Below are 22,326 nucleotides of genomic sequence, written 5' to 3'. Positions count from 1 at the left end.
CTCGCGCACGGCGTCATCCTCCATCGGCGGCGGCGGGCGTTCGTTCCGGGAGGAGGTGCCCGGCGAACCACGCAGCCGCAAGCGCAGCCACCTGTTCCAGCGCTCCGGGTTCTTCGAACAGGTGCGTGGCCCCCGGCACGATCTCGAGCCTCGTCGGGCACCGCATCCTCGACTGCGCCAGCCGGTTCAGTTCCAGCACCTCCGGGTCTGCTCCCCCCACGATGAGCAGTGTCGGCGCGGCGACGTGCACCAGCATCGGGCCCGCGAGGTCGGGGCGCCCTCCCCTCGACACGATCGCCGCGATGTCGGCCCCGGGTTCGCCGGCAGCCGCGAGCGCCGCGGCCGCCCCGGTGCTCGCCCCGAAGTAGCAGACCCGCAGACCCGCCGTCCCGTCATACTCGCGGACCCATGTGGTCGCGGCCGCGAGTCGCTCGGCGAGCAGGTCGATGTCGAAGACGAGCCGGCGGTCGTGCTCCTCGTGCGGAGCCAGCAGGTCGAGCAGCAGCGTCGCGATGCCGCGACCGTTGAGAACGGATGCGACATACCGGTTGCGGGGACTGTGCCTCGAGCTTCCGCTGCCGTGAGCGAACAGCACGATGCCCGTCGCATCCTCCGGAACGGTGAGCGATCCGGCCAGCGTCACGGCTCCGGCCGGCACGAACACCTCGGGATCGCCGGCTGCACCGCTGCCGGCGGAGGGCGCTGTGCGCGCCGCAGCCCGGGCGAGCAGCCGTTCGACCTCGTCATCCGGCGTCTGCGAGAAGTCGCGGTAGGCCTGACCGACCGCGTAGTAGTCGGCGGGCTGGAAGAGGCACACGACCTCGTCGGCGTCGGCACGAAGACGCTGAGCGGCATCCGGTGGTCCGACCGGGGCGGCCAGGATCACCCGGACGGCCCCCAGGGCATGGGCGACCCGACACGCCGCCCGGGCTGTGGAACCCGTGGCGATGCCGTCATCCACGATGATGACCGTCTTCCCTGCCAGCGGCACCGCTCGCCGACCATCGCGGAACCTCGTGACGCGCCGCTCCAGCTCGCGACGCTCCCGCCGTTCGACGTCATCGAGCTCGTCCGGTGACACCGCCGCCATCCGGATCACATCGTCGTCGATCACCCGGACGTCGTTCTCGCCGATCGCTCCCATCGCGAGCTCCGGCTGGTAGGGGACGCCGAGCTTGCGCACGACGAGGACGTCGAGCGGCGCGTGCAGCGCGGCGGCGACTTCGAAGGCGACCGGCACACCACCCCGCGGAAGTCCCAGGACGACGGGGCGTTCAGCGGCGAGCGCGCTCAGCCGCCCGGCCAGGAGGCGGCCTGCCTCGGAACGGTCCTTGAACACGATGGGCTCGCTCTCCTCATGCGCGGCGACCGTCAAAGGCACCACGCCGGTCGCGGACGCGAACGATGGTCATGCCGATACCCTGCACGGCGGCCACCGGCGGCGGCGGGACTTTCGACCCAGACGATGGATGGCTGGGCGCCTCCGTGCTTCAGGGCGCCGGGTCCGAGATCACCTGAGCATCCGCATCAGCGGGGTTGGATCAGATATCCGAGCGCGAACAGGATCCAGAACAGCGTCGGCGCCGCGCCGATCGCTAAAGCGGTCCAGGAGACCCAGCGGCGGTCGCGCCGCACGATCGCCCACACCGCGTCGGTGACAGCGGCCATCGACAGCACGACCGAGATCTGAGCCGAGTTGACGGCCGACCCGACAGGTCCCGGGAGCGCGAGAGGCAGGAACAGTCCGCTCGTGAGCGCGATCGCCGCCGCGATAGCGAGACCGAACGATATCCAGGCCAGGGCGCTGGGCCTCCTTCGCTGAGTCATCGCATCGATGTGCGGGCTCAGCAGCACGGCGATGGCTGCCCCGACGATGACACCGAGCACGACTCCGATCGCGATGCTCATGACTGTGCGACCGCCTCCCCCAGACCTGCTCCGAAGGAGTTCAGCGTAGGCGGAGGGACTCAGCCGCCCGGGGGCCATAGGTCCCGTCGTCGCGCCGGCCCGTCACCGGCCGGAGGGAGGACACGCGGCCGTCGATGCCCGCACCCGCAGGTGGGGCCGGGAGCGGCGAGCGGCCGCCGCAGGAGAGCGTGCAGCACACGCGCTCGGCATTCACATCGGACTGATGGAGGCTACGTCAGCAGCCCTGCGCTCCCCATGATCCGGTGGGGCACGATGTGGATCGCCACCCGCCGGGGGTTCTCCCGCGGCTGGCGATAGCGCTCGGCGTACAGGGTGACCGCACGGGTGACGTCGGCCGGGTCGTCGTGGATCGAGGCGGTCCCCTGAAACGCGATCCATCTCGCACCCTCGACCTGGCTGATCGTCGCGGTCGGATCCCGGCGCACATTGCGCACCTTCTGCGAGTCCCCCGATGCGATGATCCGGAGGATGCCGTCGTGGAAGGTGAACCCGACCGGCACCGCGTGGATGCCGCCCCACGGCGCGAGCGTCGAGAGGGTCGCGAGATGGCGCTCTTCGACGAAGGAGGCGCCGCTCTCGGTCAACTCACGCACAGCAGCCACGCTACCGTCGCCCGGCGAGAGCCTTTACCGGATCCTGACATGGGGATGACATCGGTCGAACGGTCACCTCGGACACTGGTCTCGAGCACCGCATCCGCGGCGCCACGAGACCAGGAGAATCCCATGAATCGATCCCTGCGCACAGCCATCGTCTCCGTCGGAGCGGCGACGGCGCTCGCGGTGGGCGGCGTCGCACCGGCGTTCGCCGCCACGGGCGCGCCGAACCCCTCGGCGACGCACGGACCCGCATCCCTGAGTGCCATCCAGCAGCGCGGCGCGACGCTCATCGCCGCGCGGCTCACCTCACTCGGGACCGCGATCACCCGGGTGACCGCGGCGAAGGATGCCACCGCATCCGACCGCACGAAGATCCTGGACACCCTCAACTCCGACAAGACCGGCCTCACGTCGCTCGCGGCGAAGATCCAGGCCGATACGGATGCCGCGACCGCGCGCGCGGATGTGGCGACGATCTTCACCACCTATCGGGTCTACGCGGTCGCTCTCCCCCAGTCCTACATCGCGATCGGGGCGGACCGTATCGGTGACAGCGCCGTGCCGAGGCTGCAGTCCGCGCACGACCGTCTGCAGGGGCGCGGGGCCGACAACGCGCAGCTCGCGGTGATGCAGAACGACATCAACACCGCAGCGCAGGATGTGAAGGGCCTCGACTCCGAGGCGCTCGCCGTCACCCCGGCCGCGTTCAACGCCGACCACTCCGTGATGTCGGCGCTGCGCGCTCGGCTGAAGGACGCCATCGCGCACATCAAGGCGGCGGCGAAGATCGGCAAGGGACTCGTCGGCCAGAAGGCTCCGCACGCGTCCGGTCCGGCTGCCCCGAGCCCCGCTCCCAGCACGCCCGGCGCGTCCTGATGCCGCGACACAAGGCGAGCCTCGCCGCGGTGGCCGTCGTCGGCCTGTCGCTGGCTCTGGCGGGGTGCGGCTCCACGCACCCCGCCGGCTCCAGCGGTCCGGCCGCCCCGGTGCAGACCTCGGCATCGACCCCATCCGCCGGGACCTCCACGGATGACGTGGCCCAGGACCTCGACTCGGCGCTCTCGTCGGCAGATGACGCGGATTCCGACGCGAACTCCGCGCAGCAGGCGACGGACACCCCCGACGATCGCTGATCTCGAAAGGACTGAATAGGCAGTAACCGCCAATTCTTGTTACAGTAGGTGCATGGCACAATCTACGGGGCAGGAACTCCTGTCTGCGCGCCACCTCTCGAAGGTGTACGGAAAGGGGCAGAGCGCCTTCCAGGCGCTCTCCGACGTGTCCATCGCGATCGACCGCGGCGAATCGGTCGCGATCGTCGGGAAGAGCGGGTCCGGCAAGTCGACCCTGATGCATCTGCTGGCGCTGCTGGACACGCCGGATGAGGGCGGCGTCTTCGTCGACGGCGCCGATGCGGCCACCCTCTCCCGGGGAGCGGTCAATGAGCTGCGGAATCGACGCTTCGGCTTCGTCTTCCAGCAGTTCTTCCTGACCGCCGGCACATCGGTGCTCGACAACGTGACGCTTCCCCTGAAGATCGCCGGCGTGCCCGGCGCCGAGCGCCGCCGGCGTGGCCTCGACGCGCTGGCCCGGTTCGGCCTCGAGGAGAAGGCGAAGAACCGGGCCAGCGACCTCTCGGGCGGGCAGAAGCAGCGGGTCGTGCTCACCCGCGCGCTCGTGACGGAACCCGACGTGATCTTCGCCGACGAGCCCACGGGCAACCTCGACAGCGCCACCGGCGCGCTGGTGGCGAACGAGCTCTTCGCCCTCAATCGAGACCGCGGCATCACCCTGGTGCTCGTCACGCACGACGAGGACCTCGCCGCCCGGTGCGATCGGCGCGTACTCATCCAGGACGGACGGGTCATCGACTCCGGGAGGGCCGCGGCATGAAGGCCATCGATCTGATCACGACCGCTGCGGCTGACACCTTCCGCAGCAAGCTGCGGACGACCCTGACCGTGCTGGCCCTGTTCGTCGGGGCCTTCACGCTGACCCTGACGACCGCCCTCGGGGCGGGGGTCTCGGATTACGTCACGAAGCAGGTGGCCTCGCTCGGGGCCGGTGACGTGCTGCTCGTCTCCAAGAGCGGGGCCGCCACGGGGTCCGGGTCCGGCCCGCAGAAGTACGACCCGCAGAGCTCCACCGCATCCAACGGGACGAGCAACCCCCTCACCGGGTCAGCCGGCGCTCTCACGGACGCCGACATCAGCAACCTGAAGGGAATCGATGGGCTGACCCGTGTCGCCCCGGTATCGGCTGTCTCGATCGACTGGGTCAGCGGCCCGGGCACGGAGAAATACCAGTTCGCGATCGCGCCCACGTCATCCATCGCACGTTCCGACCTCCTTGCAGGTGATCAGCTCGACGCGAACGCCGACGAACGTCAGATCACGCTGCCAGAGGACTACGTCGAGCCGCTGGGCTTCGCCAGCGCGGAGGATGCCGTGGGCGAGACGGTCACGCTCGGGTTCACTGACGTCCTCGGCGGCGCCCACGAGATCACGGCCACGATCGTCGGCGTCTCGAACACGAGCCTGCTGAACTCGGGCGCCGGCGGCAACAATGCCCTGGTCGATGCGATCGCCGTCCAGCAGAAGGCGGGTTCGAATGCTCCGGATCGGTACCAGGTGGCGGTCGCCCATGTCCCGGCAGACGCCACCGACGCGCAGATCGCCGACCTCAAGTCCGCGATCGCCGACAAGGGCATGACCGCGCAGACCATCAAGGATCAGCTGGGAGTCATCCAGACCGTCATCTCGGGCATCACCGGCGTGCTCAACGCGTTCGCGATCATCGCCCTGATCGCCGCGGCGTTCGGCATCGTGAACACGCTGCTGATGAGCGTGCAGGAGCGCACGCGCGAGATCGGACTGATGAAGGCGATGGGAATGAGCAACGGGCGCGTCTTCGCACTCTTCAGTCTCGAGGCCGGCTTCATCGGCCTGCTGGGCAGCCTCCTCGGCGTCGTCGTGGCGATGCTCGTCGGGCTGCCGCTGAACTCCGCATTGACGAACGGTCCGCTCTCGGGCCTCGCCGGATTGAATCTTCTCCTGTTCCAGCCGGCGGGCATCCTGGGTGTCATCGTCCTCATCGTCGTGATCGCACTCCTCGCCGGCACGCTTCCGGCTCGTCGAGCCGCCCGGAAGACCCCGATCGACGCTTTGCGATACGAATAGACCATGGCACCCTCGATGAGCTCGCACGGCAACGCCCGCGGAAGGGCGACCATGCGCGCCATCGAGACGGCGGCAGTGCGGCTCGCTCTGGAGCACGGGGCAGCCGCACTGACCGTCGACCAGATCTGCGCGGAGGCAGGGATCAAGCAGCGCACCTTCTTCAACCACTTCGCGACGAAGGAGGATGCGCTGCTCGGGTCCGCCATGCCCACCATCGACGAGCAGCGCACGCGCGAGTACCTCAGCGACCCGCGCATCCCGATCTTGAGCGGCGCGCTGCGTCTCATCTCGCTGCCGACGGATGCGGGCGACGACCTCGCCAGGTCGCGCCTGCAGCTGCTTGCCACGTCCCCGGCCCTGGCCGAACGACAGGCCGCGAGGCTCATCCCATTGGCGGAAGAGGCTCGGACGATCATCCGGCTCAAACTCGCCTCCGTCGGCCCCGACGAGCCGCCGGAGCGCCTGGACGCATCCGCAGCGTTGATCACCAGAATCGCGAGCGCGGTCTCGCTCCAGCGGCGACTCCGCGACGACCCGGACTCACCCCTCGATGAGCTCCGGTGGGTGTGGGATCGGCTGATCTGAGTCACGGGGCACCGCTCGTCGCCTGAACCCGGCGACGAGTTGACGTGCGTCAGGCGCTGCGGGGGAAGGCGAGCAGTGCCCTGTGCGCCACTCGCTTCAGGTCGTCTCTCGTGGCCCCGGCTGCCGCCTGTACGGCGAGGCCGCCGGAGACGGTGGTGATGTAGCGCGCAAGCTCGTCGGGGTCTTCGTCCGGCGCGAGATCGCCGGCTTCGATGGCGGCCGTGAAGCGTGCGGCGAATCGTGCTTGTCCCTCCGCGCGTCGCTCTTCGAGGTAGCGGACGATCCCCTCGTCCTGCGGTGCGCTCGAGAGGCCTCCCTGAATGGAGAGGCAGCCGGGCGGGCGACCGGGCGTCGTGATCGCCTCGATGTTCTCGGACAGGTATCTGCGGGCGGCGTCGTAAGCCGTCGACTCCGCGAGGGCATCCGCGACATAGGCCATGTCGATGCGCGCGTACCGGTCCACCGCAAGCTTGAAAGCGCCCTCCTTGCTCCCGAACGCGCGGTACAGGCTCGGGCGGTTGATGCCCATGGCCTGGGTCAAGTCGCTGAGACTCGTCCCCTCGTACCCTTGTCGCCAGAACACCTCGATGGCACGGTCGAGCGCGTCGTCCACATCGAACTCTCGTGGTCGGCCCCTGCTGGCCATGTACGCCCTCCTCACCTCGGGAGACAGTCCCAACGTAGGGGAACTGTCTGGAGTATCTCGATCGCCCGGCCGACTGTCCGCACGCCGAGGGCTGCGAGCAGCCGCCCCGGCGCGCGGACCACGTCGCGTGTCAGATCTGGCTCGCGCCTCCGTCGACGTACAGCTCGGCGCCCGTCACGAAGGAGCTCTTCGGAGAGGACAGGTACAGGACCGCCTCGGCGATCTCTTCGGCCGAGCCCAGACGGCGCATCGGAACACCCGCTGCGAGGGCGCCGAGGAGCGCGTCGGCCTGCGCCGGGTCGGTGGCCAGTCCGCTGAGTCCGGGCGTCGCGATGGGTCCGGGGGCGACCGAATTCACGCGGATGCCGCGGTCGACGAGTTCGGCGGCCCAGCTGCGGGCGAAGCTGCGGATCGCGGCCTTGGATGCGGCGTACACGCTGAACGACGCGCTGCCCTTGACATCGATGTTCGAGGACGTGAGAACGATGGTCGCACCCTGGTTGAGGTGCGGCAGCGCCTTCTGCACGGTGAACACCGTCCCGCCCACGTTGGATTCGAACGTCGAGGTGAAGTGATCCCAGGTGATGTCCTCGATCGAGGCGAACTCACCGCCACCGGCGTTCGCGAACACCGCATCCAGTCCCGCTCCGCGCTCGCCTACCGCGGCGAACACCCTGTCCAGGTCGTCGAGACGCGAGACGTCTGCCTGGACGATCGTCACGGCATCCCCGAACTCGGCCTTCACCTCATCCAGCTTCTGCGCGGTGCGTCCCACGACCACCACGTGCGCGCCCTCCTGGGCGAAGCGGCGGACGACGGCCAGTCCGATGCCCGAAGTTCCGCCGGTGACCAGCGCGGTCTTGCTCTCAAGGTCTCCCATGATCCATCCCATCTAATTCTGTACCGATCGGTACGCTATGGGAGAGGACAACAGGATGCTCGGGCCATGTATTCCGTACTGAACGGTAGAAAGTCGCTGGCGACCGCGTCGCGTTGTCGCGGAAGGCATTGTCAACGCCTCATCCCGCGACTAGATTCACCTTGTCCCCGACGGAAGGACCAACCTATGAGCACCCACGATCGTTGAAATACCAAAGCGAGCCCCCGCCGACGCAGTCGGCGGGGGCTTCGTCGTCGCGCCCTCGTCTGGAACGCTGCTGTTGCAGATGCGGCCTGCTACGCCCAGCCGAGCTCCTGCAGCCGGGCATCGTCGAGCCCGAAGTAGTGACCGATCTCGTGCACGAGCGTGATGCGCACCCGCATACGAAGCGCGTCGAGGTCGGCGCTGTGCTCCTGGATGTTGTTCTTGTACAACGTGATCCGGTCCGGAAGCTCCCCGAACCCATAGACCCCGCGCGTCGTCAGCGGATGCCCTCGGTACAGCCCGAACAGTCGCGGTCGTTGCCCCACGGGCTGGTTCTCGATGACGATGCCGACGTTCTCGAGCCCGCGGACCATGTCGTCGGGGAGCGCGTCGAACACGTCGGACACCAGGCGCTCGAAGTCGTCGTCCGAGATCTCGACCATGGTCCAATCCTGCCCGCCCGCGACGCAGCAGGCGCCGCATCCTGCTGCGCACCGCCTGCGCTCAGGGCCGTGCCATGCGCGCATGCCCCCTGCCGACGGATGTCACCTATAGTCGGTCGACATCGATCGAGAGCACTCATGGGAGGGCGAAGATGACGTTCACCACACCCGACGGCACTTACGGCATCCGGATGAAGCCGAACCGGATCATGAAATGGTTCATGGCCCGGCAAGCCAGAGCCATCCGCCACGGCAGGCAGAAGACGATGGGCATGACCGCCCTCGCACTCATCACGACGGGCCGCACGTCAGGCAAGACCTACGAGACGCCGGTCGCGTACTGGGCCGAACCCTCCGGCACGTGGCTGATCTGCGCTTCGGCCGGGGGTGCCCGGAGGCACCCCGCCTGGTACCGAAACCTCGCCGCATCCCCGGGCACCGCGAAAGTGATCATCGCGGGACGAGAGATTCCCGTTGTCGCGGAAGAGCTCCACGGTGCGGAACGCGACGCGGCCTGGACGCACATCGTCCACTCCGCACCCCGTTTCGAGGAGTACACGAAGAAGACCGACCGCGAACTCCCGGTTATCCGGCTCACCACACGCACCGCATGAGGCCGACGCCGACGTGGTCACAGCTCACGCCGCATCACCCAGCGCTGCACTCCGCCGGAATGGGCGTCGGTCGCCTGAACCCGGACGAACCCGTGGGCCTCGAACAGGGGAACCGTTCCCACATAACCGCTGATCTGATCCACCCGTTCAGCGGTATCGACCGGATACCCCTCGACGATCGTCGCGCCGCCGGACCGAGCATGATCGACCGCCCCGGCCAGCAGGTCGTGCATCAGCCCGCGCTTGCGGAACCCGGCGCGGATGACGAAACAGACGATGGACCACGGATCGCGCTCCTCATCCAGGTGCGGGATCGTGCGTGAGCTCATGAGCCGCCGGTACGTGGATTTCGGAGCAACCGAACACCAGCCGGCGACCTGGTCGTCGGCGTAGACAAGGACTCCCGGGCCCGGCTGCGTCGAGCACTCGGCGCGCATGTACGCGATGCGCTCCGGCATCCCCAGCCGCGCGTCCCGGTACGCCATGCAGACGCACCCACCGGCGCCCGGTTTACGCGGCACCATGAAGGTCGCGAAGTCATCCCATCGGCCGGTGGCGGGCAGCACCTGAACGGACATGCACAAACGCTAGTGGACGCCACCGCGCGTGCAATGGCCGACCGGCTCCGCACGCCGGTCCATCCTTCCGTCCTCGCGCCGGGAGGCTAAGGAGGGTCGCCCTGACCGGCTTGTGGATCTACGCGGAGCGGCTCGGTTTGCCAGGTGACGCGAATGATCTGGAGGATGTCCTCGAGGTGGAGGTCCTCCCGCCGTGAGACGTCGATGAGGTGGCGCACGGAGTGGGCGACGTCGATGGAGATCGCGGAGGCGTGTGCGCTGACGCGGGTGCCGGCACCGATGCGAGTTACGATGAGGCGTTCTTGCTCGAGCTGCTTGTAGACCTTCGCGATGGTGCCCGGGGCGACGTGCAGGTCGGCGGCGAGTTGCCGCACGGACGGCAGGCGTTCGGTGGCGGCCAGCGCGCCGGTGGTGATCAGGCCGCGGATCTGGTCGTGGATCTGTTCGGCGGGAGTGCCCCCGGTTGGGGACAGCGCGATGATCATGATGCGGGTTCGACGCTCGCCCGGGCACGGCTCAGTCCGGGTGCCGCCGCCAGCGCGACGGTGAGGCAGACGGCCACGGCGATGCAGGCGACCAGGAGGCCGCCGGCATGAAGGACAGGAGCGAGCGCGGCGAACGGCGAATGCACGGTGATGTCACCGGCCGTGGCGCTGGGCACCGTTCCGGTCAGGGATGCCGTCCCGGCGAGGGATTGCAGGACGACCGCGAGGTGGAACGCGATCGCTGCGGTGATGATCGCGGCGACGTTGCCGCTCCGCGTGCGCCGTGTGGCAATGTCCCGGTCGCGCGCCTGGGCGATCGGTGGGCGGGCGACGAATGAGAGTGCCGCCCATCCGGCAGTGATCAGGATGACGAACAGGATGAGGGCGGGTGCGGAGGAGCGCCAGCCGTAAACTGTGGTTGCCACCGTCATTGTGCCGATCGGGAAGCTGAACCAGTCGCCGTCACCTGCGGGATCCGATGTCGATAGGAACCCCGCTGCGCAGGTCACGACGAACGTGACGGCGGTGACCGCGGCAACGGTGATCACCCAAGGGCGCGGTAGGAACGTGAACGCGGTCCGCCGGGCGATATCGGCCGTCGGCGCGAGGCGACTGCGTCGCCCGGGAATGCTCAGTGTCAAGACGCTGAGGATCCCTGCCACGAGAGGCGCGACGAATCGGGCGTCTTGCACCAGCGAGAACACGTCGGGTCCGAGCGGAACGAACAGATCTACGGTGACTCCGGTCGTCGCGTACCAAACAGCGACGAGCACGGGCAGAAGCCCGGCGATGACGGCAAGCGCAGCCAGCCGGCCCGACAGCGAGACGCCATGCCGACGCGTCGCCGCCCACACGAGGACAGCCACCAGGAAGCCGAGCACGAACGGCATCCACATGACCAACAGGATCCACCCCACCGCCACCTCCAGGTGTATCAACCGAGTGCCACATAATGTAGCAATCGACTGTTACACCAGCAAGGCGGTGAGGTGAGAACTGGGACGCCGAACAGCTTCAGAGCGCGGACAGCGGCGTGACCGAACTCGCCGTGACCCGCCACCGGACCCGGACTCGACGTCCATATGGCTACGGTCGCGCAACCATCGCATCCGCAGCGCCACCTGATCCATCCAGGGACGCCGCCCGTCGTCCCTGGGTCGGTGACAGGTGGATGCGGAATCGCCACGTGTAGAGACCGAACAGAGCCCCGACGAGGACTCGGCGCCCCAGCTCAGCGGCATCCAGCGGCCCGTCCACCGCCCGCTTGCGGGCCTTGTCGTCACGTATCAGACGCAAACCCGACCACGTCGCACCCAACGCAACACCGGACTCCGCAATCAGCAGCGCCGCCGGAAATACCTGCAGTCGGTTCACCGCGCCACGCGCGATGAGCACCACGTCGCGGACCAGCAACCCACCGGACAGACTTGCCACCACGATCGCCCCAGGACGACCTCCTGCACGGATCGCCAACTGCGTGAGCGGAAAGCCGAGCCCGCTCACGACGAGCACCAACCGCCCGGGCCAGCGAGCCATCGATCGAGGTTGCGTCGCCGTGTCCATCTCGCTTGCCATGTCAGTCTCGCTCCCTCCGCATCTCCTCGGCACTCCCCCGCGCGTGCGCGCTCGAGTGCGGCTAAAGACCCGCCTGAGTCGCCCCGGCATGGCCGACGACCTGACCCCTGCAAGGATCGTCTTCGTCGCATATCCGAGCAAGTATCCGCGCGAGCTCCGTGGGCGCGCGGCATGTCCTGCCGCGCAAGCCGACGAAGGCGATCGCACCCGATCAGAGCACCCCAGAAACAAGAAAAGACCCGGCTGACCGGGTCTTTTCTCGTTTACTGTCTCAACACAGTGCGCGCCTGGAGGGACTCGAACCCCCAACCTTCTGATCCGTAGTCAGATGCTCTATCCATTGAGCTACAGGCGCATGGTCCGCCGCGCGGGCCTCGTCTACATTACCCCACGACACGTCGAACTCACGAATCGGCACCCGACGCGACGTCGTCCGACGGCGAATCCCCCGCGCGGATCTCCTCCAGCCTGCGCTTGTGCGCGGCGAGCCGCGGAAGGTCGACGAGCCGCAGCGACTGCATGCGCGCCTCGCGCATCTTGTCGTAGTCCGGCTCGAGGTCGGGGCGCGCCGCCTCGATGCGCAGCGTGCGGTCGATGTTGCGGGCGACGTCGGCCCAGGCGGCCTCGCGCGCCGCCTCTACGAGCTGACGGAGTTCACCGTCGTCGGATGCCCGAGTGCGCAGCTCGGCGGCGACGCGCTCGGCCTGCTTGCGACGACGGCGCAGGTTCCTCACGTCGCGGCTGCTGTAGTCGTGCGAGCCGTACGGATCGCGGAAGCGGCGGCTCGCCTTCTTCTGGTCCAGCCGCGCGCGCACCCCGTCGGCATCAGCCTCGGCAGCGAGCGCGAGCAGGGTCTCCCGCGCATCCGGCAGGAAATGGTCGACATCGAAATCCGCGCCACCCGCGAGGATCTGGACGAGGATCTTGTTCTTCAGCGCGAGCCGTGTCGCCGCAGCGGCGACGTAGACGCCTTCGGCGACGAGATCCCGCACGCGCACATCCTCCCCGAGCACGCGGTATGCACGGTCCCCGTCGGGTGCCGGGGGCGGCGCATCCTGCGTCTTCGTCTTCTTGCGTGCCAAGAGCATCCGTCCGCACTACACGGGCTTCGTGTAGGTCGACCTTCCGAATCCGAGGATGAGGACCCCGATCACGCCGACTGCCCTGGCGGTGAATGCGCCCGGGTTCGTCGCGATGCTCGTGATGTTGTCGAGGCCGACCATGCGCTCATCCTAGGGGGCGGCGATGACGCCCGCCCGCCGTCATCCGGTGGCCCCCGGAACGCCCGCGAGCAGCTCCGCGAACACTTCGGCCGCGGTCCCGCCGCGCGAGAGACCCGCCGCCTGTCCTGCCCACAGCGACAGCAGGTCGCCGTCGCCCTTCGCTCCCGCGGCGGCGCGGAATCCGCCGGTGAGCCAGTTCTGCGCCGGGAACGGAGCGATGACGCCGCTCGCCTCGATCTCGCGCATCGCGCGGTTCGGGATGCCGCGGGCCAGCCGCCCGCTCATCGCCCGCGTGAGAACGGTGGAGGTGTCGGATGCGGCCGCGAGCGCCGCCCGATGCGCATCGGTCGCCGCCGACTCCCGAGTCCGCAGGAACGCCGACCCGACCTGAACGCCCGAGGCGCCGAGGGCGAAGGCGGCCGCCACCCCGCGGCGGTCGGCGATCCCGCCCGCCGCGATGACAGGGGCACGGACCGCGTCGACGACCTGCGGGATGAGGGCGAACGTTCCGACGAGGGACTTCTCCGCCGGGGCCGCGAACGAGACGCGGTGCCCGCCGGCCTCCGAGCCGCTGGCGACGATCGCGTCGACGCCCGCGGCATCCAGCGACACCGCCTCATGGACGGTCGTCGCCGTGCCGACCACGCGGATGCCCTTCGCCTGCAGCCGCTGCACGACGTCGCGCGGAGGCACCCCGAACACGAGGCTCAGCACCGCGGGTGCGGCCTCCTCCACGGCCTCGAGCTGCACCCGCAGGTCGGGCAGGAAGGCCTGCGGCACGGTCGGCGGCTCGAGTCCGAGCTCCGCATACAGCGGTGCGACCGCATCGATGAACGGCCCGAGATCCAGCCGCTGAGGCACCACCTCGTCGCCGGTGGGCAGCCACAGGTTCACCGCGAACGGGCGGGACGTCGCGTCCTTCAGCTGCGCGATCGTGTCGTGGATGCGCTGCGCCGAGTATCCGTACAGGCCGTATCCGCCGAGGCCCCCGAGGTCACTGACCGCAGCGGTCAGATCGATCGAGGAGAGCCCGCCGAAGGGGCCGAGGAGGATGGGGTGTTCGACGCCGAGGATGCTCATGCCCGCGACGCTACTCCGCGGGTCCGAACCGGGCTCCGGGTGCCGCGGGTCCTCCCCGGTACGATGGAACGCTTGGCCCGGATTCGGAAAGGAGGCTCCATGACTCGGAAGAACGAGCCGAGCCTCATCCGCGCCACGGGCTTCGCCTACTTCCCCATCGCCCTCATCGCCCGCTTCCCCTACGCGATGATGGTCGTCGGCGTGCTGACCCTCGTCGTCTCCGGGCGCGGATCGCTCGCGCTCGGCGGAGTGAACTCGGCGATGGTCGGCCTCGGCGCCGCGATCTGCGGGCCGCTCATCGGCGTCGCCGCCGACCGCTGGGGGCAGCGCCCCGTCGTGCTGGCGACGGCGATCGCCAACAGCATCGTGCTGCTGACCCTCGCGTGGGTCGTCTACAGCCCGCTCCCCGATCCGGCGGTGCTGCTCACCTCGCTCCTTGTCGGAGCGACGGCCCCCCAGGTGTCGCCCATGTCGCGCAGCCGACTCGTCGGCATCATCGACCGGGTGTTCCCGCGAGCGCGGCGACCCCGCATCCTGAACGGCACGATGGCGTACGAGTCATCGGCCGACGAGATCGTCTTCGTCTTCGGTCCGGTCGTCGTCGGCGTGCTCGCGACCGCGTTCAGCCCTGCCGCGCCGATCGTCGCGGCCGCGGTGCTGACGGCCGCGTTCGTCACCGCATTCGCGCTGCACCGCACGGGGCGCACCACCGTCCCGATCACGCGCCCGGAGGGCATGCCGCCGGCGACGGCGGACATCGCGACGCAGGCTCCCGCGCGGGAGCTGCTCGGCATCCGTCTCATCACGATCACCGTCGGAGCGCTCGGAATGGGCCTCTTCTTCGGCGCGATGCTGACGTCGCTCACAGCTTTCATGACCGATCGGGGCGCCGCGACCGAGGCGGGACTCGTCTACGGCGCCATGGGCGTGGGCTCGGCGATCTTCGCGCTCGGGGTCATGATCCTGCCGCCGCGGTTCTCACTGCGGGCGCGCTGGCTGGTGTTCTCGGGCATCGTGCTGATCGGAAGCCTCTCGCTCCCCTTCGTCCGCGACGTGCCGCAGATGGCGTGGGCGCTGCTCATCATCGGCGTCGGTATCGGGCCGACGCTCGTGACGCAGTACAGCCTCGGCGCGGCGTACAGCCCGCGCGGACGCTCGGCGACCGTCATGACGATCCTCGGCTCGGGTGTGATCGTCGGGCAGTCCGCGGCATCGGCTGTCACGGGAGCCGTCGCGCAGTCGATCGGAACCCCCGCGGCCCTCGTCGCGCCCATCGTCGCGGCGGCGGTCGTCGCGGCGGCCGGCGTCGTGAACGCGGCGCTCGGCTCGCGGCACTGAGCCGGCCTCAGGCGGTGTCGTCGACGACGGGATCGATGGATGCTGCGACCCCCCGCATCCCCATCGCCTCCGTGAGGCGCTCGAGCGCGTCGCGGGCCGTCGTCACGGCGACGAGCGCGTAGACCACGAGCGACGACTGGCGGGTGTCGGTCTCCACGTGCAGCTCGGCGTCGTTCTTCGCGAGTGTGAAGCCGAAGTGCGTCAGGTCGCTGAGGGCCGTCCAGGCGACATGCGGCAGGCTGCCGTCGCCGTAGGCCTCGGCGACAGGCACGGACGGCGGCAGCTCGCGACGCACCGCACGGGTCGTGACCCCCGCCGCGTGTGCGGCGGCGTCGATGTGGGCGAGAGCCGCCTCGCCGTGCTCCGCCAGACGCGATGCCAGCTGGTCGTAGAGCTGCGGCGGGATCGACGCATCCCTCGCCTGCGCGAGACGCTCATGGTCGGCGGCGAACCTGCCCACGTCGGCGCGCAGAGCGCGCGCGAAGCGCTCGAGCCGCTGCTGCCGGGTCTGCGGTGAGAGCAGCCACGCGAGGGTCGCCGCGTTCTCGATGGCTCCGCGCAGGAGGGGCGGAAGCAGCACCAGGTCGAGCGACACCTCGCCGGGACGCGTGCGCAGCGCCGAGCGGTGCAGCTCGTCGAGATAGCTCGCCGCCGCAGCGGCTCGCTGCTGCACGTACGCCACGAAGGCGAGGCGTCCCTCGGCGGTGCGGGTGGCATCCTCGTCCCGGCGGAGGCTCGCCTCGGCGGCGACAGGTCCCCCGCCGAGAGAGCGCAACGCGTCGGAGAGCTCGCCGCACGTCATGAACGCGCGCCGCAGAGCCGCGGTCATGTCTGCGGCGGTGTCATCCGGCACGGCGGCCTCGGGCATGCCGTCAGTATGCCCGACGGCGGGAATGCCCCTCCGTCACCTTCTGTCGTGCGAAGCCGCCGAACGTGACGGAGGGAATGACAGTGACAGCGGCGTCGTCGATGAGACGTAGGATCGACCGACCCGACCTTCAGCCGGAATGGACGCATGCTCGACCTGATGCCGTGGGCATGGGCCCTGCTCGCCCTCGCGGCGGCGATCGTCGGCGTGTCCAAGACGGCACTGCCCGGGGCGAGCACGATCTCGGTGGCGATCTTCGCCGCCTTCCTGCCCGCCCGCACCTCCACGGGCGCCCTGCTCATCCTGCTGATCGTGGGCGACGTCTTCGCCCTGCTGACCTACCGCCGGCACGCCCACTGGCCGACGCTCCTCCGGCTCGCCCCGCCCGTGGCCGCGGGCATCGCTTTGGGCGCGCTCTTCCTCGCGTTCGCGAGCAACGCGATCGTGAAGCCCGTGATCGGCGTCATCCTCCTCGGCATGGTGGCGATCACGCTGTGGCGCAGGCGCTCCGCATCCACCGACGCCATCACGCACGCGAACGTCCCCGCCACGATCGGCTACGGCACGCTCGGCGGCTTCACCACGATGGTCGCCAACGCCGGCGGACCGGTGATGTCGATGTACCTGCTCGGCATGCGCACGCCCGTCAAGGTGTTCCTCGGCACCGCGGCCTGGTTCTTCGCGATCGTGAACATCGTCAAGCTGCCGATCCTCGTCGGCCTCGGCCTCATCACCCTGCCGGTGCTGCTGCTGGATGCCGTCCTCATCCCGCTCGTGGTCGCCGGGGCGCTCGTCGGCAGGTGGATGATCCCTCGCATCCATCAGGCGCTCTTCGACCGGATCGTGCTCATCCTCACGATCCTCGGCGCCGCGTACCTGCTCGTCCCCTGACGGCGGGGCCCTGGCAGAGACCGGAAGATCCCGCAACCCCCTGACGCCGGCGAGCTCTGGTGGAACAATCGAGGGGTCGGGGATGCATCCGAGACGAGAACGCTCCCCCGGCGTCGGGAGGAGCACGAGCAGTGAACGCATCGAGCAACCACACGCAGCCGAGCACGACCCACGCCACCTGGGGCGCGGGGAATCCCCACCTCATCGTGTCGCGGGACGGCGCCCACCGCGTCTTCAGCCTCGACGTTGACAGCGTGCGCATCGGGAGCGCCGCCGAGTCGGAGCTGAGGCTCGCGGACATCGACGCACTGCACGCCGAGATCGTCCACGATGTCGACGATGAGTACGTGCTGATCCCGCACGGCGCGATGGACCTCAGCCACGCGCCCATGTACATCGAGGCCGTCGACGCCGAGGGCGCGATCCTGCGCACCGGGGCGCGGTTCACGATGGGCGGGTGGACGTTCGTCTACGCCCGCGACGAGTACGCCGACCACGGCCGGCCGTACGGCGGCCGTGAGGGCGGGGAGGGCACGCACCAGCCCCGGCAGCCCGAGCGTCCGGACTACACCGAGGATGCGGCCGCCGAGTCCTGAGGGAGGCAGAACCTCGCGGCGGATCAGTCGCCCGGCGGCGGGGCCGTCGTCGAGCGCACGACGAGCTCGTAGGGTGCCGAGGGGACGTCGGGCCAGTCGCCCGAGCCGCCCACGAGGTGTCCGAGCACCCACGCGGCGGCGTCGCGCCCCTGCTGCTCGGGCTCCTGCTGGACGGTGGTGAGGCCGAGCGCCTCGGAGTAGTCATGGCCGTCGATGCCGATGACGGACACCTCATCCGGCACGACGATGCCGGCGGCCTGGAGCGCGAACATGACGCCGGCGGCCATCTCGTCCGAGGTGCACAGGAGCGCGGTGGGAAGCTCGTCGCCCGACGCGAGCAGCTGCTCGATCGCGCGCTTGGCCAGGCCGAAACGATAGCCTCCGGACAGCATCCATTCGTCGCGGAGGTCGATTCCCTCCTCGGCGAGCGTGTCGGCGAACGCAGCGAAGCGGATCTGCGGCACCGTGCTGTTCAGCCCCTCGGCGTCGATTCCGCCGACGAGGCCGATGCGCCGATGGCCGAGCTCGATCAGGTGCCGTGTCGCCGTCACGACAACGGCGTGGTCGTCGATGCCGACGCGCGGCATCCCGTGAGTCGGCCCGCCGACGCCGATCGTCGGCAGCCCCACCTCGTCGAGCTGGCGCTGCTCCTCCGCCGCGAAGTCCGTGGACAGCACGATCAGTCCGTCGACGCGGCGCCGCAGCAGCGACCGGTGGAACAGGCGCTCCTCTCCGCCGCCGCGACTGAGGTCGAAGAGCACGACGTCGTAGTTCGCCTCGGCGAGTGCGGCGTCGATGCCACTCACGACGGATGCGTAGAACCAGCGCCGCAGCGACGGGACGACGACGCCGATCGCATGATGGCGTCCGGTCGTGAGCCCCGAGGCGGCCAGCGACGGGATGTACCCGTCACGCTCGGCCACCCCGCGCACGGCCTCCACGGTGGCCGGGGCGATCCCCGGCATGCCGCGCAGCGCCCGCGAGACGGTCGATTTGGACAGCCCCAACTCGCGGGCGATGTCTATGAGGGAAGTCATGACATACGTCCGTCCTATCGATCGGCACCTCCGCCCGACCCAGCGGAGATCCGGCTCCTGCGCCGGTAGAGAATCGCGATGACCACAGCGTCCGCACCGGTCAGCAGCGCCCACAGCACAGCCGGCTGACCCGTGAACTCGCACAGCAGCGTGATCAGCAGCAACCCCACCCCCAGCGACACGAAGACCCCGAGGCTGAAATCGAGCCTACTGGTGGGCTGGCGAGGCGCCCGCACGGCCACCAGGTCAACCCTTCACTCCGCCGGCGGTCAGACCGGCGACGATCTTCCGCTGGAGCACCAGCACCAGGATCACGAGCGGCACCGTCACGATGGTGCCCGCGGCCATGATGGCGGTGTAGGGCTCCTGGTGGGGCAGCGACCCGGTGAAGCCGGCGATGGCGACCGTCACGGTCTGCGTGGCGTCGGTCGACAGCACGCTCGCGATCAGGTACTCGTTCCAGCTGGCGATGAAGGCGAGGATCGCGGTCGTGAAGACCGCGGGCGCCGCCAGCGGAAGGATGATCTTGATGAATGCCGAGAACCGCGTGCAGCCGTCGACGCGCGCGGCCTCCTCGAGATCCCACGGCATCTCGCGCAGGAACGACGCCAGCGTGTACACCGTCAACGGCAGCGCGAACGAGATGCTCGGGATGATCAGCACCTGGTACGTGCCCGTCCAGCCGAGGTTCGTGAAGAGCTGGAACAGCGGAGTCAGCAGGGCCACCGCGGGGAACATGGAGGCCCCCAGGATGATGCCGGCCAAGAACGTCTTGCCCGCGAACTCCAGCCGTGCGAGCGCATAGGCGGCCGTCACGCCGAACACCAGCGCGACAACCGTGACGCTGACGCCCACGATGAGGCTGTTGCCGATCGCGCGCAGCAGGTGGTTACCGAGCTGCGTGGAGAAGGCGGTGACGAAGTTGTCGATCGTCGCCGGGATGGGAATCAGGGACGTATCGTACGTGTGCGTGACAGGACGGAAGGCGGTGACGATCATCCAGTAGAACGGCGCGAGGCACCAGATGACGATGATGATCGCCTGGAGGCCCGTGCGGAAGCCTGCTCCCGCCTTCTTGCGCGCACGGCTGCTGGCGCGAGCCTTTTCGTCCGCCGGCTTCGGCGTCGTCGCGGCGGCGACCTGGGTGGTCGTGACGCTCACTGGAGTTGTCCCTTCTGCTGCGCGGTCTGAGTCGCGACCACGTTGGCGCCGAGGAAGCGCACGAAGATGAACGCGACAGCGAAGATGAGCAGGAACGTCAGCGTCGACAGTGCTGCCGCGGCGTTGAAGCCCTGCCTGATCTGATTGACCACGAGTATCGACAAGGTCGTCGTGGAATTGCCTGGACCGCCGGCGGTGAGGATCGCCGGGAGGTCGTACATGCGCAGTGCGTCGAGCGTGCGGAACAGGATCGCGACCATGAGCGCCGGCTTGATCAGCGGCAGCGTGATGCGGAAGAACTGCTGCACGGTGCTGGCGCCGTCGACCCGCGAGGCCTCGTAGATCTCGTCCGGGATGACCTGCAGCCCCGCGAGGATGAGCAGTGCCATGAAGGGCGTCGTCTTCCAGATGTCCGCGATGATGATGGCGATGCGGGCGGGCCAGGCCTGGCTCGTCCAGAGGATCTGCGAATGGAGTATCACGTTGGCGATGCCGTACGTCGCGAAGATGAAGAACCACAGCTTCGCGGTCACGGCCGTCGGGATGGCCCACGGCACGAGGACCGACGCACGCACCAGGGCGCGTCCGCGGAATGCGCGGTTCATGATGAGCGCCATCCACAGGCCGAGGACGGTCTCGAAGACGACGGTGACGATGGTGAAGAAGAAGGTGTTGAAGATGGCGGCCCAGAAGCTCGCGCCGTTGGTTCCGGGCGGGCACGGGACCGGACCGCACTGCTGGAGCAGCCAGTGGGTGTAGTTCGAGAAGCCCGCGAAGCCGCCCTGCTCGAACAGGCCGGTGGCGGGGTTGAGACCCGCATCCTTCTGGAACGACTGGATGACGGCGGCGACGAGCGGATATCCGATCACCACCGCGAGGATCACAATGCTGGGGGCCATCAGCCAGAGCGCTGCACGGCGCTCGTGAGTCTTGACCGCCGCCTTGTCGGTTTTCCTGCCGCGCGGCGACTTGGTCGTCGTCTCCTGCGCGGCGTCTACGACTGCCATGGGTGGACTCCTCTCTCCTTTGAGTGGATCGGATGTAGCTCTGCGATGGGGGACCGGGGCCGGCCGGCGACCGGCCGGCCCGGGTCGGAGGCGGACGTTATCCGTTGCCTGCGGACTTGATGGCGTCCTGCATGTTCTTCAGCGCGGTGTCGACGTCGGTCGCCCCGGAGAGCGCCTGGAAGGCGTTCACCTGGATGGCCTGGGTGACAGCGGGGTAGAACGGCGTGACGGGACGCGGCACAGCCTTCAGGATCGACGCCTTCAGCGTGGGCAGGTACGGGTTCGTCTTGATCAGGTCCTGATCGTCGTACAGCGCGGACAGGACCGGTGCGAGCGACGCCTTCTGCACGAAGATCTTCTGGATCTCCTGGCTCTCGAGGAACTGCAGGAAGTCGTGCGCGGTCCCCTTGTACTTCGAGTACGCCGAGATGGCCGCGTTGTGACCGCCGAGCGACGAGGCCGTCACGAGGGGCGCGATGCCGAACTTGCCCTTGATCACGGAAGTGTCATCCGTCGACGCGAGGCTGTAGGCGTACGGCCAGTTGCGCATGAACAGGTACTTGCCGGCCTCGAACTGGGTGCGGCCCTGCTCCTCCATGAAGGTCAGGCCTTCCTGGGGGATGTCGCCGTTCTTGAACGCGTCGACGAGCTGCTGGAAGCCCTTCTTGGCCTCCGGCGTCAAGAGGTTCGGCGTCTTGCCGTCGGACTTGACGATCTCGCCTCCCGCCCCGTTGACGCTCTCCGCGAAGTTGACGGTCAAGCCCTCGTACTGCTTGAACTGACCGGCGTAGCAGTTGATGCCTGCGGCCTTCGCCTTCGGGCAGTCGGCGATCAGCTCATCCCACGTCGTCGGCGGCGTGGAGAGCAGGTCGGTGCGGTAGTAGAGCAGCCCGCCGTCGGAGGAGACGGGCCCGGCGTACAGCTTGTCGATGTACGTCGCCGACTTGACGGTCGCGGGCAGCATGGCGCTCGTGTCGATCTTGAGGTTGCCCTCGAGCGGCTGCAGCCAGCCCTTCGCCGCGAACTCGGCGGTCCAGATGACATCCACGCTCACGAGATCGTAGGCCGAGTTCTTCGCCTGGAAGTTCTGCACGAGGTCGTCGTGCTGCTGGTTGGCATCGGTCGACTGCTCCTTGAGCGTGACCTTCTCGCTCGGGTGCTTCTGGTTCCACATGTCGATGATGGGCTGGACGACGTTGTTGTTGTCCTTGCCCTGCACGTAGGTGATCGGGCCATGGGCATTGTCTGCCGACCCGGTGGAAGAGCCTCCTCCACCGCCGCTGCAGCCGGTCAGCGCCAATCCTCCGACCGCGAGGGCGGTCGCGAAGACAAGTGTTGTTCTCTTCACTGTGTTCTCCTCACTGAGACGCGACAAAGCCTCTTGGGGCTTGATGCACGGTGACGCTAC

Annotated in this window: 28 protein-coding genes and 1 tRNA gene; 9 read left to right on the top strand and 20 right to left on the bottom strand. The window is 68.8% G+C overall.

Annotated elements, in window-relative coordinates:
* Positions 1-13 precede the first annotated feature (13 nt).
* From AC0NZN_RS16250 to AC0NZN_RS16240, 3 genes are all read right to left on the bottom strand, one after another.
* Positions 14-1,339, bottom strand: coding sequence for a phosphoribosyltransferase family protein (locus tag AC0NZN_RS16250; RefSeq protein WP_474593361.1), 1,326 nt, complete (start codon positions 1,337-1,339; stop codon positions 14-16).
* Positions 1,340-1,527: 188 nt separating this feature from the next.
* Positions 1,528-1,908 carry a hypothetical protein gene (locus AC0NZN_RS16245; RefSeq protein ID WP_474593360.1) on the bottom strand — a complete coding sequence of 127 codons (381 nt, stop codon included), beginning with the start codon at positions 1,906-1,908 and terminating at the stop codon, positions 1,528-1,530.
* 230 nt (positions 1,909-2,138) lie between these two features.
* Positions 2,139-2,522, bottom strand: coding sequence for a PPOX class F420-dependent oxidoreductase (locus AC0NZN_RS16240; protein WP_474593359.1), 384 nt, complete (start codon positions 2,520-2,522; stop codon positions 2,139-2,141).
* Between the two features lie 132 nt (positions 2,523-2,654).
* On the opposite strand from AC0NZN_RS16240, the gene AC0NZN_RS16235 reads away from it, so the two are divergent.
* Genes AC0NZN_RS16235 through AC0NZN_RS16215 form a run of 5 tightly spaced genes read left to right on the top strand, consistent with a single transcriptional unit; the run spans position 2,655 to position 6,292 of the window.
* Positions 2,655-3,404 carry a hypothetical protein gene (locus AC0NZN_RS16235; protein WP_474593358.1) on the top strand — a complete coding sequence of 250 codons (750 nt, stop codon included), beginning with the start codon at positions 2,655-2,657 and terminating at the stop codon, positions 3,402-3,404.
* Positions 3,404-3,661 (top strand): hypothetical protein, encoded by a 258-nt coding sequence (locus AC0NZN_RS16230; protein ID WP_474593357.1) that lies wholly within the window; start codon positions 3,404-3,406, stop codon positions 3,659-3,661. Before AC0NZN_RS16235 ends, AC0NZN_RS16230 begins: the two co-directional genes overlap by 1 nt.
* A 52-nt stretch (positions 3,662-3,713) precedes the next feature.
* Positions 3,714-4,421 (top strand): ABC transporter ATP-binding protein, encoded by a 708-nt coding sequence (locus tag AC0NZN_RS16225; protein ID WP_474593356.1) that lies wholly within the window; start codon positions 3,714-3,716, stop codon positions 4,419-4,421.
* Complete coding sequence (locus tag AC0NZN_RS16220) at positions 4,418-5,707, top strand: ABC transporter permease (RefSeq protein WP_474593355.1); 1,290 nt, start codon at positions 4,418-4,420, stop codon at positions 5,705-5,707. Before AC0NZN_RS16225 ends, AC0NZN_RS16220 begins: the two co-directional genes overlap by 4 nt.
* Positions 5,708-5,710: 3 nt before the next feature.
* Positions 5,711-6,292, top strand: coding sequence for a TetR/AcrR family transcriptional regulator (locus tag AC0NZN_RS16215; RefSeq protein ID WP_474593354.1), 582 nt, complete (start codon positions 5,711-5,713; stop codon positions 6,290-6,292).
* Between the two features lie 49 nt (positions 6,293-6,341).
* On the opposite strand, the gene AC0NZN_RS16210 is transcribed toward AC0NZN_RS16215, so the two are convergent.
* The 3 genes from AC0NZN_RS16210 to AC0NZN_RS16200 all read right to left on the bottom strand — a co-directional run bounded on the left by AC0NZN_RS16210 (position 6,342) and on the right by AC0NZN_RS16200 (position 8,465).
* The gene (locus AC0NZN_RS16210) at positions 6,342-6,938 is read right to left on the bottom strand and encodes a TetR/AcrR family transcriptional regulator (RefSeq protein ID WP_474593353.1); all 597 of its coding nucleotides are present in this window, start codon (positions 6,936-6,938) and stop codon (positions 6,342-6,344) included.
* A gap of 130 nt (positions 6,939-7,068) precedes the next feature.
* Positions 7,069-7,818, bottom strand: a complete 750-nt coding sequence (locus AC0NZN_RS16205) for an SDR family NAD(P)-dependent oxidoreductase (protein WP_474593352.1) — start codon at positions 7,816-7,818, stop codon at positions 7,069-7,071.
* A gap of 296 nt (positions 7,819-8,114) precedes the next feature.
* The gene (locus AC0NZN_RS16200; protein ID WP_474593351.1) at positions 8,115-8,465 is read right to left on the bottom strand and encodes a metallopeptidase family protein; all 351 of its coding nucleotides are present in this window, start codon (positions 8,463-8,465) and stop codon (positions 8,115-8,117) included.
* Between the two features lie 152 nt (positions 8,466-8,617).
* Between AC0NZN_RS16200 and AC0NZN_RS16195 the strand changes: the two genes are divergently transcribed.
* Complete coding sequence (locus AC0NZN_RS16195) at positions 8,618-9,079, top strand: nitroreductase/quinone reductase family protein (protein ID WP_474593350.1); 462 nt, start codon at positions 8,618-8,620, stop codon at positions 9,077-9,079.
* A 17-nt stretch (positions 9,080-9,096) separates the two neighbouring features.
* On the opposite strand, the gene AC0NZN_RS16190 is transcribed toward AC0NZN_RS16195, so the two are convergent.
* The 8 genes from AC0NZN_RS16190 to AC0NZN_RS16155 form a co-directional block, all read right to left on the bottom strand.
* Positions 9,097-9,645, bottom strand: a complete 549-nt coding sequence (locus tag AC0NZN_RS16190) for a GNAT family N-acetyltransferase (RefSeq protein ID WP_474593349.1) — start codon at positions 9,643-9,645, stop codon at positions 9,097-9,099.
* A 98-nt stretch (positions 9,646-9,743) separates the two neighbouring features.
* Entirely contained in the window at positions 9,744-10,142 is a 399-nt protein-coding gene (locus tag AC0NZN_RS16185; protein ID WP_474593348.1) for a GntR family transcriptional regulator, read from the bottom strand.
* Positions 10,139-11,038 carry a hypothetical protein gene (locus AC0NZN_RS16180; protein ID WP_474593347.1) on the bottom strand — a complete coding sequence of 300 codons (900 nt, stop codon included), beginning with the start codon at positions 11,036-11,038 and terminating at the stop codon, positions 10,139-10,141. The genes AC0NZN_RS16185 and AC0NZN_RS16180 overlap by 4 nt, the downstream gene beginning before the upstream one ends.
* Before the next feature lie 190 nt (positions 11,039-11,228).
* Complete coding sequence (locus tag AC0NZN_RS16175) at positions 11,229-11,717, bottom strand: hypothetical protein (protein WP_474593346.1); 489 nt, start codon at positions 11,715-11,717, stop codon at positions 11,229-11,231.
* Between the two features lie 282 nt (positions 11,718-11,999).
* Positions 12,000-12,072, bottom strand: a tRNA-Arg gene (locus AC0NZN_RS16170).
* A gap of 49 nt (positions 12,073-12,121) precedes the next feature.
* Positions 12,122-12,799: an asparagine synthase gene (locus AC0NZN_RS16165; protein ID WP_474593345.1), complete on the bottom strand. Its 678-nt coding sequence runs from the start codon at positions 12,797-12,799 to the stop codon at positions 12,122-12,124.
* A gap of 15 nt (positions 12,800-12,814) precedes the next feature.
* Positions 12,815-12,940 carry a hypothetical protein gene (locus AC0NZN_RS16160; RefSeq protein ID WP_474593344.1) on the bottom strand — a complete coding sequence of 42 codons (126 nt, stop codon included), beginning with the start codon at positions 12,938-12,940 and terminating at the stop codon, positions 12,815-12,817.
* Positions 12,941-12,979: 39 nt separating this feature from the next.
* A complete protein-coding gene (locus AC0NZN_RS16155; RefSeq protein WP_474593343.1) occupies positions 12,980-14,020 on the bottom strand; it encodes an NAD(P)H-dependent flavin oxidoreductase in 1,041 nt (346 codons plus the stop codon).
* 99 nt (positions 14,021-14,119) lie between these two features.
* Here AC0NZN_RS16155 and AC0NZN_RS16150 point away from each other — a divergent pair, with 99 nt between their 5' ends.
* The gene (locus tag AC0NZN_RS16150) at positions 14,120-15,358 is read left to right on the top strand and encodes an MFS transporter (RefSeq protein WP_474593342.1); all 1,239 of its coding nucleotides are present in this window, start codon (positions 14,120-14,122) and stop codon (positions 15,356-15,358) included.
* A gap of 7 nt (positions 15,359-15,365) precedes the next feature.
* On the opposite strand, the gene AC0NZN_RS16145 is transcribed toward AC0NZN_RS16150, so the two are convergent.
* The gene (locus AC0NZN_RS16145) at positions 15,366-16,226 is read right to left on the bottom strand and encodes a hypothetical protein (RefSeq protein WP_474593341.1); all 861 of its coding nucleotides are present in this window, start codon (positions 16,224-16,226) and stop codon (positions 15,366-15,368) included.
* Between the two features lie 147 nt (positions 16,227-16,373).
* On the opposite strand from AC0NZN_RS16145, the gene AC0NZN_RS16140 reads away from it, so the two are divergent.
* Positions 16,374-17,117, top strand: coding sequence for a sulfite exporter TauE/SafE family protein (locus tag AC0NZN_RS16140; protein WP_474593340.1), 744 nt, complete (start codon positions 16,374-16,376; stop codon positions 17,115-17,117).
* A gap of 131 nt (positions 17,118-17,248) precedes the next feature.
* Complete coding sequence (locus tag AC0NZN_RS16135) at positions 17,249-17,713, top strand: FHA domain-containing protein (RefSeq protein ID WP_474593339.1); 465 nt, start codon at positions 17,249-17,251, stop codon at positions 17,711-17,713.
* A 23-nt stretch (positions 17,714-17,736) separates the two neighbouring features.
* Here the strand turns inward: AC0NZN_RS16135 and AC0NZN_RS16130 are convergent, their stop codons facing one another.
* From AC0NZN_RS16130 to AC0NZN_RS16110, 5 genes are all read right to left on the bottom strand, one after another.
* A complete protein-coding gene (locus AC0NZN_RS16130) occupies positions 17,737-18,750 on the bottom strand; it encodes a LacI family DNA-binding transcriptional regulator (RefSeq protein ID WP_474593338.1) in 1,014 nt (337 codons plus the stop codon).
* A 14-nt stretch (positions 18,751-18,764) separates the two neighbouring features.
* On the bottom strand, positions 18,765-18,992 hold the full coding sequence (locus tag AC0NZN_RS16125) for a hypothetical protein (RefSeq protein WP_474593337.1): 228 nt from the start codon (positions 18,990-18,992) through the stop codon (positions 18,765-18,767).
* 4 nt (positions 18,993-18,996) lie between these two features.
* Entirely contained in the window at positions 18,997-19,911 is a 915-nt protein-coding gene (locus AC0NZN_RS16120) for a carbohydrate ABC transporter permease (protein WP_474593336.1), read from the bottom strand.
* A complete protein-coding gene (locus AC0NZN_RS16115) occupies positions 19,908-20,810 on the bottom strand; it encodes a carbohydrate ABC transporter permease (RefSeq protein ID WP_474593446.1) in 903 nt (300 codons plus the stop codon). Before AC0NZN_RS16115 ends, AC0NZN_RS16120 begins: the two co-directional genes overlap by 4 nt.
* Before the next feature lie 205 nt (positions 20,811-21,015).
* Entirely contained in the window at positions 21,016-22,266 is a 1,251-nt protein-coding gene (locus tag AC0NZN_RS16110; RefSeq protein WP_474593335.1) for an ABC transporter substrate-binding protein, read from the bottom strand.
* Positions 22,267-22,326: the final 60 nt, after the last annotated feature.

This window comes from Microbacterium sp. sgz311019, assembly GCF_056135325.1.
The sequence above is the reverse complement of the archived record's forward strand: the minus strand, read 5'-3'. Positions and strand labels throughout refer to the sequence as shown.

Excerpts from the sequence above, each read along its gene's own strand:
- AC0NZN_RS16245 (WP_474593360.1), bottom strand. The coding sequence starts at position 1,908 with ATGAGCATCGCGATCGGAGTCGTGCTCGGTGTCATCGTCGGGGCAGCC.
- AC0NZN_RS16235 (WP_474593358.1), top strand. The coding sequence starts at position 2,655 with ATGAATCGATCCCTGCGCACAGCCATCGTCTCCGTCGGAGCGGCGACG.
- AC0NZN_RS16230 (WP_474593357.1), top strand. The coding sequence starts at position 3,404 with ATGCCGCGACACAAGGCGAGCCTCGCCGCGGTGGCCGTCGTCGGCCTG.
- AC0NZN_RS16225 (WP_474593356.1), top strand. The coding sequence starts at position 3,714 with ATGGCACAATCTACGGGGCAGGAACTCCTGTCTGCGCGCCACCTCTCG.
- AC0NZN_RS16220 (WP_474593355.1), top strand. The coding sequence starts at position 4,418 with ATGAAGGCCATCGATCTGATCACGACCGCTGCGGCTGACACCTTCCGC.
- AC0NZN_RS16215 (WP_474593354.1), top strand. The coding sequence starts at position 5,711 with ATGGCACCCTCGATGAGCTCGCACGGCAACGCCCGCGGAAGGGCGACC.
- AC0NZN_RS16210 (WP_474593353.1), bottom strand. The coding sequence starts at position 6,938 with ATGGCCAGCAGGGGCCGACCACGAGAGTTCGATGTGGACGACGCGCTC.
- AC0NZN_RS16205 (WP_474593352.1), bottom strand. The coding sequence starts at position 7,818 with ATGGGAGACCTTGAGAGCAAGACCGCGCTGGTCACCGGCGGAACTTCG.
- AC0NZN_RS16200 (WP_474593351.1), bottom strand. The coding sequence starts at position 8,465 with ATGGTCGAGATCTCGGACGACGACTTCGAGCGCCTGGTGTCCGACGTG.
- AC0NZN_RS16195 (WP_474593350.1), top strand. The coding sequence starts at position 8,618 with ATGACGTTCACCACACCCGACGGCACTTACGGCATCCGGATGAAGCCG.
- AC0NZN_RS16185 (WP_474593348.1), bottom strand. The coding sequence starts at position 10,142 with ATGATCATCGCGCTGTCCCCAACCGGGGGCACTCCCGCCGAACAGATC.
- AC0NZN_RS16180 (WP_474593347.1), bottom strand. The coding sequence starts at position 11,038 with ATGTGGATGCCGTTCGTGCTCGGCTTCCTGGTGGCTGTCCTCGTGTGG.
- AC0NZN_RS16175 (WP_474593346.1), bottom strand. The coding sequence starts at position 11,717 with ATGGCAAGCGAGATGGACACGGCGACGCAACCTCGATCGATGGCTCGC.
- AC0NZN_RS16160 (WP_474593344.1), bottom strand. The coding sequence starts at position 12,940 with ATGGTCGGCCTCGACAACATCACGAGCATCGCGACGAACCCGGGCGCA.
- AC0NZN_RS16155 (WP_474593343.1), bottom strand. The coding sequence starts at position 14,020 with ATGAGCATCCTCGGCGTCGAACACCCCATCCTCCTCGGCCCCTTCGGC.
- AC0NZN_RS16150 (WP_474593342.1), top strand. The coding sequence starts at position 14,120 with ATGACTCGGAAGAACGAGCCGAGCCTCATCCGCGCCACGGGCTTCGCC.
- AC0NZN_RS16145 (WP_474593341.1), bottom strand. The coding sequence starts at position 16,226 with ATGCCCGAGGCCGCCGTGCCGGATGACACCGCCGCAGACATGACCGCG.
- AC0NZN_RS16140 (WP_474593340.1), top strand. The coding sequence starts at position 16,374 with ATGCTCGACCTGATGCCGTGGGCATGGGCCCTGCTCGCCCTCGCGGCG.
- AC0NZN_RS16130 (WP_474593338.1), bottom strand. The coding sequence starts at position 18,750 with ATGACTTCCCTCATAGACATCGCCCGCGAGTTGGGGCTGTCCAAATCG.
- AC0NZN_RS16115 (WP_474593446.1), bottom strand. The coding sequence starts at position 20,810 with ATGGCCCCCAGCATTGTGATCCTCGCGGTGGTGATCGGATATCCGCTC.